The sequence below is a fragment of the Entomohabitans teleogrylli genome, assembly GCF_001484765.1.
Lineage (GTDB): Bacteria > Pseudomonadota > Gammaproteobacteria > Enterobacterales > Enterobacteriaceae > Entomohabitans > Entomohabitans teleogrylli.
On sequence record NZ_LLXO01000031.1, the window covers coordinates 15,919 to 28,871 of the forward strand.

A 12,953-nucleotide genomic window follows, 5' to 3' on the forward strand; every position below is an offset into this window, starting at 1 on the left:
AAGCCTCTCCTCAACCCCTGAATGACTATTCGACCATCTCATGTTGATACATGGCCAGGGCGTAAAATAGGCATACTCATGATGAAATAGTGGTTTTTTTACGGGCATTTTCTGGCTGTTATTTCACCCATATCAAAAAGGATCATGATCATTTTTGATATCCTGGCCGGCAAATTACGCCCCCGGGACAGGGACTTAAGTCAATGAAGGAACAGCCAGAAGCATTTTCCGTTCAGTTTCTCAATGTCATCAATTACCGGTTTAGCCGCGATAATCGCCTGTATCTGATGCTGGTACTGAAGGGCAACGTCAGATTGTCAGTGGCAGGCGCCACGCCGCTGAAGGTTAACAAAGGCCAGGTACAGGTCATTAACCGCAACAGCGACTGGCAACTCGACGGCGACCAGGACAATATGGTGATTGTGGTGGCGCTCTCGCCGCTATGGTTGTTTAGCGGCGGGGAAGGGCTGGCCCACAGCCACTTCAGCCTTGGAAATACCCCCTCGCCCTGGCAGGCGTCGCGGCTCAACCAGTTGATTAGCCATATTGCGATACTGTGGCTCAAAAAAAACAACGACACCTGGCGGCTGGAGGTCAACAAGGCCCTGCTCGACATTTTGTGCATTCTGACCCAGCACTTTAGCTGCGCGCCGCCCGCGGTATCCGCGACGGGTTTCAGCCCGCGGGTGAGCAAGGTGATTGCTCTGATTGAAGAGCGTTACCGGGAAAAACTCGCCCTGCAGCAGGTGGCGGCCCAGTTGCACATCACGGTGTCGCACCTTTCCAGGCAGTTCGCCAGTGAGACCGGGATGAATTTTCGCGCTTTCCTGACCGGGGTGCGTTTCAACCACGCCGTACGGGAAATCGCCCTGACCACTCAGCCGATCGGCGCGATTGTCAGCGACAGCGGTTTCAGCTCTTTCCGGCGCTTTTCAGCGCTGTTTCGCCAGCGCTACGGCACTCACCCCAGCGCCTGGCGCCACGACGTTAAAGCGGGCAATATCCCGTTTGCCGGGGACCAGAAGTTACTGGATCAGGGCACCAGCGACACCCGCCAGATAAGCCCCATGGAACTGTTTTCCCTGCTGTCCGCCAACCCTGGCAATGCCCCGCTGACCCCGGCGCTGAAAAATGATCTGCGCAGCGAGCAAATTCATCTGCAGCCCGGCGCCGCCAGCGGAACGGTAGCAGCCCGCCACTATGTGATCGCCGTGGGCAGTTTTGACGAGCTGCTGAAACAACATATTCAACAACAGCTGATTTGCCTGAAAGAACGCTTTCCGGATTTTCAGGTTGAGGTCGGCGATCCGCTTTCCGACACCTTTATTCCGCGCAATATCTATACCGGTGAGATCAGCCCCACCTGGTCGCCGTGGAGCAACCTCGACATTGCCTGTAATTTTCTCAAGCGTCTTGGCATCAGCCCGATGATCCGCCTGGCGCCGGAAGCCGCCTCGCTGCTCAACAGCGAACATCTGGTGCAGCTAAGGGAATTTATTACCCACAATATTCTGCTGCTCGGCAGGGAGTATGTGCAGAGCTGGTCGTTTATCCTCGATATGCGATCGCTGAAGATGCTGCAAACCGCGAAACGGCTGACGCTCAGCCAGACGCTGCTGGATATGGTGCGTCACCTGTTGCCGGCGTGCCGGATTGGCCTGACGCTGTGCCAGCGCGAAGATTATGAACAGTTGTTGTCCGGCGAACTGATCGAACAGATCGATTTTATCGGCCTGTCGGTTTCCCCCAACGAGCAGCACGATTTCAGTAGCGCCCCCGACTATACGCCGCCGGAAAATCACTATGTGATCCGCCAGCAACTGGAAGGGATGATCCGCCTGTTCCGCAAACACGGGGTTCACAGCCCACTGTATCTCCAGTCGTGGAGTACGCTGACCGGCAACACGCTGATGACCAACGGCCTGTTCTTTCGCGGCGCCCTGCTGATGGATATGCTGCTGTCGCTGCCGGAAGAGGTAAGCATGCTCGGGCTGTGGCTGAACTCCGAATTACAGAACGAGGTCTCATCGGCGCAAGTGATCGAAAATAACAGCCTGTCGCTGTTTTTTATCGCCACCACCAAACGGCCGATTTTCCATATCATCACCCTCAAGGAGCGCCTGCAGGGTGCGGTGTTCTCTTCCGGCCCCAACTGGGTGGCGACCCGCGAAGGCAATACTTATCGCCTGTTGCTACTGAATCCGGTGACCATCAACCCGCTACTGTCGGTTCAGGAGCACTTGCTGAATGACTACGGCAAGCGCTTCAGCGTGCGTTTCTCGCTGGAGCAGACGGGGATCTGGCGCATTAAGCAGTGGATGTTCGATCAGAAAAATGGCGCGCTCTATTACCAGTATGGACTGCACCCGACCCTGTACGATCGGGATGAAGAGACCATGCACTACATTAGCCAACGTTCGGAGCCGACCCTCAGCGTGCGCGATGAACGAATCCCCGGCCACTGGGTCACGGATATTGTAATGGATATTAATGCGGTCTGTTTTCTGGAACTGGTCAGGGTGGCGGACTAACGCGCCGGCACGGGCCGCCGGCGCTCAGCAATACCCTATAGCGCGGGTTACTGGCTGACTTCCGGCAGCGGCCATGACTCAAAGAGATAGCCGTCGAAGTTAATATCATCGGTATCAGAGAGCTCCAGCAGGCGGTTTTTAACATTCTCGAGGTGCTGCCACATGGCCAGTTTGGCGGCGGCGGGATCTTTTTTAATCAGCGCCGCGAGGATTTGCAAATGGTCGGTCAGCCACTCATTGCGGTAGTGGGTATCTTTCAGGTGGCTGTGCAGTTGGATCCACATCGGGTTGTTTTCACGCCACTGCCAGGACTGTTTGAACAGCTCCACCAGCAGGCTGTTATGGGTCGCCTCGGCAATCGCCAGGTGAAACAGCATGTCGCCGGTTTCGTGGTTTTCGCTAATCAGATCCTGCTCCTGAATCTGCAGCGCGCTGCGCATTTTGGTGATGTCATCGCGGGTCGCCTGCAACGCGGCAAACTCGGCAATATTGCTTTCCAGCAACTGGCGGGCCTGCAACAGTTCAAAAGGGCCGGCGCCGTTGCACTGGGACATTTTTTTCCCCGCGCCGTCGCCGCTTCCGGCAACATTCTGCGGCATTTCAAGGACAAATACCCCCGCCCCGCGACGCACTTCAACAATGCCTTCAATCTCCAGCATGATCAGCGCTTCGCGCACGATGGTACGACTGACCGCCAGCCGATCGGCGATCTCGCGCTCCGGAGGCAGCCGGCTGCCAACGGTATAGTTATCCTGAACGATCATCGCGCGCAGTACCGCGCCGACTTCCTGATAAGGGCGTTGTTGAGCTGGGGTTGGTTTCATAGCAATACCGGTTTCACTAAAGTCAAAGGCGCTGAATGTAGGAAGAATTTTTTGACTATAGCATAACTTGTCAGTCAACTATACCTCTCTGAGAGATGCCATAAAAACCAGAAATATCAAACAGAAAGACAATAAAAACGCCACTTTTGCTCATCGATTTTCAGCAGCACCGCAAAATTGGTTAATCAATTCTCCGCTGATCTGCCCTTCCACAGCAGTCTGGCGTAATATTTCCTGCCCCGATACGCCACACCCCGGCAATTTCTGCCCCTGAAACAGGCGTTTGTTACGGCTACCCGCCAGCACGCTTTCGGCCCGCGCTTCTGCCGATACCACGCCCCGCCGGCGCGCAACCTGATACTCCTCCTGCACTGTCCGCGCCGTTTTGATATCAGACCAATTGATACTATGCATTTCATCCATTGCTTAAATTGGTCAACCAAATTGTCATTTATTTGCGCATTTTGGGATACCAATTGAAGAAACCAGAGACTAATCACATAAATATGCGCTTTTTTATGCAGAATGACAGCTACATCCTGATGAGACCGGGAAAAGTTGCATAACGCCTTGATGAATTGGTACACCACCCGGTTTAACGCTAACATCAGCAGACGCCAAACGAACCCTACAGGAATGGCTAACTACATGAAAAAGATAAAAAACTTTCGATGGTACATGATACTACTGGTGTGCTTCATTACCATTATTAACTACTTAGACAGAACCGCACTGGGCGTTGCCGCGCCGACCATCATGGAAACCACCGGCATCACCAAGGAACAATATTCGTGGATCGTCAGCGCCTTCCAGCTGGCATATACCATCGGCCAGCCGATCATGGGGTTCTTTATTGACACCATCGGCCTGAAACTCGGCTTCTTTATCTGCGCCATCATCTGGGGACTGGCCACCATGGGGCACGCCCTGACTGGTACCTGGCAGGGGCTGGGCTTCATGCGCGCCATTATGGGGTTCAGCGAAGCCTCCGCGATCCCGGCCGGGGTGAAAACCGCCTCAACGTGGTTCCCGGCCAAAGAGCGCGGTATCGCCACCGGCGTATTCAACATGGGCACCTCGTTCGGCGCGATGCTGGCGCCGCCGCTGATCGCCTGGTGTATTATGTTCCACAGCTGGCAGTTCGCGTTTATCGTTTCCGGTAGCCTGGCGATTATCGCTGCCTTTATCTGGCTGTTTTTCTATAAAGATCCGAAAGATGCCAAACGGCTTTCCGACGAAGAGCTGGCGTATATTGAAGCCGGGCAGGAAAAACACCTGCAGTCGACCACCAAAGAGAAAACTTCGGTACTCAATATCATTCGCCAGCGTAACTTCTGGGGTATTGGTATCGCCCGCTTCCTGGCGGATCCGGCCTGGGGAACCATTAACTTCTGGGTACCGATTTTCTTTGTCGAAACCCTGCACTTCAGCCTTAAAGAGATAGCCATGTTTGTCTGGCTGCCATTCCTGATGGCCGACCTCGGCTGTCTGGCCAGCGGCTTTGTCGCTAAGTTCTTCAATGACCGCGGCGTCACGCTGATCAACTCGCGGCGTATCACTTTTACCATCGGCGCGGTGATCATGACCACCATTGGCCTGGTGAGCATTGTCGAAAACCCTTACCTGGCGGTGTTCCTGATTAGTCTGGGCGGTTTTGCCCACCAGTTGCTGTCCACCGTTGCCGCCACCCTCGGCGCCGACCTGTTCAAAAAGAACGAAGTGGCTACCGCGGTCGGTATGGCTGGCGCCTGCGCCTGGTCAGGACAGTTGATTTTCAACTTATTTATCGGCGCCTTTGTCGGCATCATCGGCTTCGGTCCGTTCTTTATTGCACTGGCGGTCTTCGACCTGATTGGCGCCGTCGCGCTGTGGGTATTTATTAAAGAAGAGAACAATCAACCGGGCTCTGATCACGACGCCCCGCTGGTTACGTCTCACTAGAGATGTTTGTATGGGTATGGCCTACAGCCATACCCGGTTTCCAGGGGATAACGCGCTGCGCCGTCATGGCGCAGCGTTTTTTAGCGCCAACTTCCGGAGTAACCGAGCCCTCCAGTCTGTAACCGCCTGACATTACGCCACAACGACCTTTCCATTGGTACAACCCCCGAAACTACCCCTGTTACCCTTTTTTCCGCCGCCTGAGTCGCCCCGCCAGCCACCTTAAAACCAGCCCCCGGCGTTGATAGCGTATAAACCACCAGCGCAGATCGCTGATGAAACGATACGCCAGCCATAATCGGCCTGGTTACGTCGATCAGATTATGCGTTTTTACCGCAAGATAAATAAAGTGACACTCTGGATACAGATCAATTTCGCATTTTTTCACCACCAATAATCGTGGTAAATCACTCATCAATACAACCATATATTAACACTTACAAAACAACCTATCTAAATACATCTTTAACGCCCCCTGCCATAAAATTATTTTTTGTGCATTTCGTGCTATTTTTCGACGCTATTTCCGGTAAATTGACAAGCAAAAGTCCTGGAGTGGTCGAGAATATTCCTGGAACATAATGCTGCAGACAAGAGACTTATCCACATCAATGGCTGCCCTCTAATCTAACCCAGCGTCAGACAGCAGCCTGACGTAAATGACATCATCAGAATTTTCTGCATCCCCGCGGCAGACCGGAACTCAAAATATGATTTGCTAAAAAAAATATGATCCATAAAATCTCATGAAAAGATTGAAATGAACATTTCCTCATTCAGGATTGATGCACCAGAAACACATATCACCTCGACTGACATAATCGGCATTATTTAATCGCTTTACCTTTGTACCCAAGGATTCAGAAGACAATGGAAAGTCATCCTGTTATATGGCCCAATCATAATCTTTTTTTAGAGATCGGATTCACCAGTCTTTTAAAAAACAGATTTTGCAACCACCAATTCAACGAAGTGATTTTCGTCGACTTTTCTATATACAACATAAAGCTATTCACCAACGATGAATGGATAACCTTTCTTGAGAAGACCGCGATGCGTATCGTATTAATTTATGATAAGCATATGGAGGCGTTAGCGAATTACTGGCTACGGGTTTCACTGCGAATAACCCGGGCGATTGCCATTCGCGATAGCTACCGATTCCTGAGCATTGAACATAGCCGGGATTACTGGCGCCCGTCTGGTAAAAAAAAGCTGACCGAAACGGAACTGCTGATACTGGATTTATTCCTCGCAGGAAACTCCGTGAGAGACATATCATATCGCCTTGATTTTAATGAAAAAAGAATATACACCCTGCAATACTCATTAGAAAAGAAACTGGGTATTCGCATGAAAGCTATTCTTACCATTTAAAAACGCTGCTTATCTGTTTAACATTTACCAAAAAACAAATATCATTACATTATTTTTCACAGCCCTTCATAAATAAACAATCACATCCGCACTGCTAATATCCTGGTGATTTAATCAACTACCTCCCCCCGTAAATGTCACGTTTCCGGGGGTTTTGTGTTTTATTATTTTTGCTTCCCTCGCCTCCCCTGACGCCCTTACATCACCCTATTCAGAGTGATAAAAGAAGATGGGCATACTTACTTTCAGCAAGGTAATCATCTTATTAGCCAGGAGTTTTTTAATTACCAATAAAAATCAACGAAAAATTCTTATACAATATATCGGAATTTTGCCATTAAAAAGATAAAAAAACCATATAAAAAGCCAAAATATAGATTATAAGTTCAAGTTACAAACAAAATACACACATAAAAAACCACAATAAACGAAGCAACAAGCAGTTAAATCCATATTTACTTCAAAATGCAATTTTATATTCCAAAATAAATTATCTGTAGATATTATCTGTTCCAGACGCAAAGCTAGTCTAATGGAAGTGAAATAACTTACTTTATTATGACAATCAATCCCATGTTCATCAGGGATAGGTGCGTCAGGACGTTGTAATAAATAACTCTTTGGATATGTTGGACATATCCTGTGCTGCACTAAAAAGGAAATTAATATGAAACTGAATAAAATTGCTTCCGCTATCGCACTGGTTGCAGGCATCGCTGCTTTTGGCGCTAATGCCGATCAGGGTTCAGGCACTGTCACTTTTAATGGTTCGATCATTGATGCGCCGTGCTCCATCAACCCGGTATCTTCTAACCAGACCGTAGACCTGGGCCAGGTTACCGTGGCAGAACTGAGTGACAGCAAAACGTCCACTCCGCGCAATTTTAACATCCTGCTGGAAAACTGCGTGCTTGATGCAGAAGGTAATGCGCCTTCCGTAAGCCTGACCTTCGGCGGCGCAACGGCTGATACCGCTAAGAAACTGCTGGGCATCACCGGCACTGCTAGCGGTGCTGGCGTTGCGGTCACTGATGGTGCCGGCACCCAGATCACCTTCGGCACCGCGACTCCGGTTCGTCAATTGATCGTTGGCAACAACACCCTGGCCTTCTCTGCTTACATGCAGGGCCTGAGCGGCGCAACGCCGACCGAAGGTAGCTTCATCAGCGTGACTGATTTCACCCTGGACTACCAGTAACAGATTCGTTTTTAGCTTCTGTCATGCCCCGGCTTAATCGGCCGGGGAGTTACTCAGGGAAATAATATGAATATCCGTTCATGTTTTACGCTGTTTTGCATATTTTTTATTCCCTTGAAAATTCATGCCGGTTATGCCGATCGCGGTGAAGTCACTTTCCCCGGGCAAATCGTTGCCGCGGCTTGTAGTCTGCACACTGATGATATCTGGCAAGAAATAGATTTTGGCATATTGCCGCTCAGCGCAATCCGCGATGGCAATAGCATTCAGGAAAAACCCGTTAACCTGAGATTAATGAATTGTTTCCTGGATACCGACCACAATACACATAACGTAGACGTGATGTTTGAGGGCGAGAGCGACAAGAAAAACCCTCAGTTATTTAAAGTCACCGGGAGCGCACGCGGCGTTGCTTTAAAACTTACCGATGCTGGTGGAAATATGGCATCGCCAGGCAGGATAACCAACTGGCTGGTTGAAAATCCCTATGAACAACGCCTGAATTACAACTTAAGTGTCGTGAGAAATGGAAATACATTTGCCGTGGGGGACTGGAGCGGAGTAATCCGTTTTGTTATGCAATATCAATAATTGCCCACCCTTACCCGCCTCCACGCTTGATGTTTTCTCATTACTATCAATAACCTGCATTATATGGAAATAATCACTGGTCGCGAAATGGAAAAGCCTGTTTTGATCAACAAATATAAGCTGTTGCTTAGCCTGCTGATTCTGTTCAGCGGAGTGACGCCGGCATGGTCCGATGAGTTTAATACCGATCTGCTTGATGCAGAAGATAAAAATAATCTCGATCTCAGCCGCTTTTCAACAGCAGGTTATGTCATGCCAGGCAGCTATACCCTGTCGCTGTTACTGAATAATAAATCAGTCACTAATCAGGAAATAACCGTTCGCGCCAGTAACGACCAGAATAATGAAAATGCCATCGATATCTGCCTGACCAAAGAGCAAACCGGGCTGTTGGGTTTAAAAGACAGTGCGCTGGCGAAAGTGATTTTCGACGCCAATGGACAATGTGCAGATTTTTCGGCCCTTGAAGGCCTTACACTGCGTGTCGATTTGACCAGCACATCGCTGTATATATCGGTACCGCAAATCTGGCTGGAATATCAGGACGCCAGTTGGCTCCCGCCTTCGCGCTGGGAAGATGGCCTTGCGGGTGTATTACTGGATTACAACCTCAATTTCGATACCACCCGCTATAGCCGGGAAGGCCAGACACAGAATATCAGCGGCAGCGGTACCTTAGGGGCTAACCTCGGCGCATGGCGTTTGCGCGGCGACTGGCAGGGCCGCTACAACCATGCCAGCGGCGGCAGCGACAGCAGCCAGCGTAATGTTGACTGGAGCAGGATTTACGCTTACCGGGCCTTACGGGATATCGGTGCGAAACTGACGCTGGGCGAGGACTACCTCTATTCCGATCTGTTCGACTCGTGGCGCTATACCGGTGCGTCGCTGATGAGCGATGAAACCATGCTGCCGCCGAAGCTGCGCGGCTATGCGCCGGAAGTGAGCGGCATCGCCCGTACCAATGCCAAAGTGATTATCAGCCAGCAAGGGCGAGTGATTCATGAAACCACGGTCGCCGCCGGTCCGTTCCGTATTCAGGATCTTAACAGTGCGGTGAACGGGCAGCTCGATGTACGGGTTGAAGAACAGGACGGCTCGGTACAGACCTTCCAGGTCACCACGGCGACAATCCCGTACCTGACGCGCCCGGGACAGGTACGTTACAAAGTCGCGGCCGGTAGACCGGGCTCTTACGACCGTCATATGGAAGGGCCGATGTTCGCTACCGGCGAGCTTTCCTGGGGGGTCACCAACAGTTGGTCGCTGTACAGCGGAGGGATCTTCTCCAGCGATTATTTGAGTATCGCTGCCGGGGTGGGACGCGACCTGTTCCGGTTTGGCGCCCTTTCAGCCGATGTCACCCAATCGGTGGCCAAAAAGCTGGATGACGGCACTAAGCAGGGGCGCTCTTATCGGGTGAGTTATTCGAAGCGTTTTGAAGAGTTTAACAGCGATATTACTTTCGCCGGCTACCGTTTTTCCGAGCGTGATTATATGTCGATGTCAGACTACCTGGATGCCCGCTATCACGGGGGCCTGCACGGTAATAACAAAGAGCTGTATACCATCACCGCCAGCAAAAACTTTACCGATGCGCGTCTGTCGGCTTATCTGAGCTGGTCGCATCAGACTTACTGGGATTTAGAGGATACCGACCGCTATAGCTTCTCGGTCAGCCGCTATTTTGACCTGGGCGACTGGCGCAACATGGCGGGGTCTTTATCCGTCAGCCGCAGCGAATACAAAGGCAAGCGTGATAATACCGCGTGGCTGAACCTGAGTATCCCGTTCGGCAAAGGTACTGCCAGCTACAACGGCAACTGGAGCAATGACCGCTACAGCCAGACCGCCTCCTGGTACCAGCGCCTGAACGACAAAGGCGACAGCTATCAGCTGACTGCCGGCTCGCGCACCGGCGGTAATGGCGAAAGCGCGACCTCGCAGGCCAGTGCCTGGTATAGCCATAACGGCGCGCTGGCGGATGTTACCGCTAATATCAGCTGGCAGGAGAGCAGTTACACCGCGCTGGGCTTGACGCTCAACGGCGGCGTCACGGCCACCCGGGAAGGGGCGGCGCTGCATGGCGGCTCGAGCCGCGGCGGCACGCGCATGATGGTCGGCACCAACGGCGTCGCCGGCGTACCAGTGGGCATCAGTTCGCAAACCAACCGCTTCGGCGTGGCGGTGATCCCATCGATCCCCAGCTACTACCGGACCAGTACCGAAATTAATGTCAACCGCCTGCCGGATGATATTGAAACCGCGGGTTCGCCGGTTAGCGAATCAGCGCTGACGGAAGGGGCGATCGGGTTCCGCGAATTTAACGTGCTGAAAGGGCAGAAAGGCATTGCCACCATCGGCAAAGCGGACGGCAGTTTCCCGCCTTTCGGCGCCAGCGTCCGCAACAGCAACAATATTGAAACCGGCATGATTGGCGATCATGGTTCGGTATGGTTATCCGGTATTAGCCCCGGCGAGAAATTAACTATCTGGTCTGGTGATAAGCAGCAGTGCGAAGTGGTTTTACCTGAGCAGATTTCACATAAACCGATGACCTTAATATGTCGGTAAATACGTCGTCACTTTTAATTATTTAATATTTAGGTATAAAACATGAAAATCATCGTCAATAAACTGAATAAAGTCCTGATTACCAGCGGCGTACTGTGCTGCACATTTATCGGCGCCGCCAACGCGGCGATTGCTCTGGACCGCACCCGGGCTATTTTTCCCGGCAGCGATAAAAGCATCACCATGACTATCCGTAATGACAGCCCGGAAAAAGCCTATCTGGCTCAGGCGTGGCTTGAAGACGCCAATGGCCGCAAGATAGCTTCTCCGCTGGTGATTACCCCAGCTTTACAGCGGGTTGAGCCGGGCACCAAAAGCGTGGTTCAGGTAAAAGCGGCGCCGGATATCGCCAGCCTGCCTCAGGACAGAGAGAGCCTGTTCTATTTCAGCGTCCGGGAAGTGCCGCCGAAAAGCGATCGTTCCAACGTGATGCAAATCGCGCTGCAAACCCGCATTAAATTGTTCTATCGGCCTGCCGGGATTATTCCCGATCGCTTCAGCCAACTGGAAGAAAATTTAATTCTACACAGCATACCGGGCGGCTATCGGGTTGAAAACCCCACCCCTTACTACATGACGATTATCGGTATTCGTAATAGCGAAAAAGAGGCGGTGCGCAACGATTTTAAAGCGCTGATGATCGCGCCGAAATCATCGGCGACGGTGATGAGCGGTAGTTTCGCCCGGCCTTATGTCACCACCATTAATGACTACGGCGGTAAACCGGGACGTTATTTCAACTGTAATGCCGGCGTGTGTAAAGCCGAGCCTGTGAAGAAGTAACATTTTCTTGCTGCTACGGCCCGAGGAATAAAGATGAAAATAGCCCCCCTTCTGTTGATGCTGGCCTGCGGCATACTGTCCCTGGCGGCCCGTGCAGACCATGAAAAAGCCAGCGTTCCGGTGTTAAACGGCGGCATCCTGGCGAAAGGTAGCCTGGTGGAAGGACCATGCGTTCTGGCTCTGGAGTCAACGGAGCAAGACATTGACCTCGGTAGCGTCTCTCTGGCGCAACTGCGCCAGGCGGGCGATGTCACGCCTCCGGTGATGATGGAGCTGGTCCTGGATAACTGCCCGGGGGATGTACAGGCCATTGCCAGCCCCAGCCAGCTGCGCGGCGCGACGTGGGTAAATCAGCAAACGGCGGTCAAAATGACCTTTAGCGGCGTCGCAGAGCCGACGGACAACCACTATTTCCGTCTTGCTGGCAGCGCCAGAGGCGCGGCGATACGTTTGGAGGGGCCTGGCGGCGCGCAGGTGTATCCGGATGTCATCGGTGAGCCTTATTTCCTGAATCCGGGACGCAATAGTGTGGCGCTGAAAGCCCAGTTGTGGAAAACCACAGAGCCGCTTGAGCCTGGTGATTTCCGTTCGACCATCAACATCAGCCTGGACTACGAATAATGACAAACAACATCGCATTGCTGGTATCGGCATTATTGATTGTCCCGCTGTCGGCGAGCGCCGGTACCGATGTGGAATTCAGCGGCACCCTGGTCGGCGAACCCTGCGTGGTTTCGATGGATTCTGAAGAGCAGACCGTGTCATTTGACGGACTGTCGGTGCAGCAATTTGCCAGCGCCACGCGTTCCGAAGCCCGGACTTTCGCCATCAAACTGGAAGATTGCGATTTGTCTGTCGGCGACCAGGTAAGTGTGCGTTTTATCGGGACAGAAGACCCCTCCCAGCCCGGCGCCTTTCAGGTTAACGGCGACGCGACCGGGGTGGCGATTGCCGTGGAAGACGCCAGTGGCCAGGCGGTAAAGCCGGGAATTTTAACGGCTAAACAGCCATTACAGAGCAATGAGACTATCCTCAATTACAAAGCCTGGGCGCAGGTTATCGATCGCTCTGCGCTGCAGGAAGGGTCTTTTACGACCACCGTGTCGTGGGTGCTGGAGTATGAATAATCCACA

General features: G+C 52.0%; 12 protein-coding genes. 9 read left to right on the forward strand and 3 right to left on the reverse strand.

Features of this window, described 5'->3' with window-relative positions; translation table 11 throughout:
* Positions 1-203 precede the first annotated feature (203 nt).
* The gene (locus AQ981_RS22525; RefSeq protein ID WP_058914016.1) at positions 204-2,531 is read left to right on the forward strand and encodes a helix-turn-helix domain-containing protein; all 2,328 of its coding nucleotides are present in this window, start codon (positions 204-206) and stop codon (positions 2,529-2,531) included.
* Positions 2,532-2,578: 47 nt separating this feature from the next.
* Here AQ981_RS22525 and AQ981_RS22530 read toward each other — a convergent pair whose 3' ends face one another.
* Entirely contained in the window at positions 2,579-3,355 is a 777-nt protein-coding gene (locus AQ981_RS22530) for a GntR family transcriptional regulator (protein ID WP_058914017.1), read from the reverse strand.
* Positions 3,356-3,505: 150 nt separating this feature from the next.
* Positions 3,506-3,769 (reverse strand): hypothetical protein, encoded by a 264-nt coding sequence (locus AQ981_RS22535; RefSeq protein WP_058914018.1) that lies wholly within the window; start codon positions 3,767-3,769, stop codon positions 3,506-3,508.
* Between the two features lie 234 nt (positions 3,770-4,003).
* Here AQ981_RS22535 and AQ981_RS22540 point away from each other — a divergent pair, with 234 nt between their 5' ends.
* On the forward strand, positions 4,004-5,296 hold the full coding sequence (locus tag AQ981_RS22540) for an MFS transporter (protein WP_058914019.1): 1,293 nt from the start codon (positions 4,004-4,006) through the stop codon (positions 5,294-5,296).
* 80 nt (positions 5,297-5,376) lie between these two features.
* Here the strand turns inward: AQ981_RS22540 and AQ981_RS27775 are convergent, their stop codons facing one another.
* The gene (locus tag AQ981_RS27775; RefSeq protein WP_154675975.1) at positions 5,377-5,712 is read right to left on the reverse strand and encodes a hypothetical protein; all 336 of its coding nucleotides are present in this window, start codon (positions 5,710-5,712) and stop codon (positions 5,377-5,379) included.
* A 455-nt stretch (positions 5,713-6,167) separates the two neighbouring features.
* Here AQ981_RS27775 and AQ981_RS22545 point away from each other — a divergent pair, with 455 nt between their 5' ends.
* The 7 genes from AQ981_RS22545 to AQ981_RS22575 all read left to right on the forward strand — a co-directional run bounded on the left by AQ981_RS22545 (position 6,168) and on the right by AQ981_RS22575 (position 12,947).
* Positions 6,168-6,674, forward strand: coding sequence for a LuxR C-terminal-related transcriptional regulator (locus AQ981_RS22545; RefSeq protein WP_058914020.1), 507 nt, complete (start codon positions 6,168-6,170; stop codon positions 6,672-6,674).
* Positions 6,675-7,341: 667 nt separating this feature from the next.
* Positions 7,342-7,872: a fimbrial protein gene (locus AQ981_RS22550; protein ID WP_058914021.1), complete on the forward strand. Its 531-nt coding sequence runs from the start codon at positions 7,342-7,344 to the stop codon at positions 7,870-7,872.
* A gap of 66 nt (positions 7,873-7,938) precedes the next feature.
* The gene (locus AQ981_RS22555) at positions 7,939-8,463 is read left to right on the forward strand and encodes a fimbrial protein (RefSeq protein ID WP_058914022.1); all 525 of its coding nucleotides are present in this window, start codon (positions 7,939-7,941) and stop codon (positions 8,461-8,463) included.
* 87 nt (positions 8,464-8,550) lie between these two features.
* A complete protein-coding gene (locus tag AQ981_RS22560) occupies positions 8,551-11,037 on the forward strand; it encodes a fimbria/pilus outer membrane usher protein (RefSeq protein ID WP_058914023.1) in 2,487 nt (828 codons plus the stop codon).
* A gap of 42 nt (positions 11,038-11,079) precedes the next feature.
* On the forward strand, positions 11,080-11,820 hold the full coding sequence (locus tag AQ981_RS22565) for a fimbrial biogenesis chaperone (protein ID WP_058914024.1): 741 nt from the start codon (positions 11,080-11,082) through the stop codon (positions 11,818-11,820).
* A 33-nt stretch (positions 11,821-11,853) separates the two neighbouring features.
* On the forward strand, positions 11,854-12,441 hold the full coding sequence (locus AQ981_RS22570; RefSeq protein WP_058914025.1) for a fimbrial protein: 588 nt from the start codon (positions 11,854-11,856) through the stop codon (positions 12,439-12,441).
* On the forward strand, positions 12,441-12,947 hold the full coding sequence (locus AQ981_RS22575) for a fimbrial protein (protein ID WP_058914026.1): 507 nt from the start codon (positions 12,441-12,443) through the stop codon (positions 12,945-12,947). Before AQ981_RS22570 ends, AQ981_RS22575 begins: the two co-directional genes overlap by 1 nt.
* Positions 12,948-12,953 lie beyond the last annotated feature (6 nt).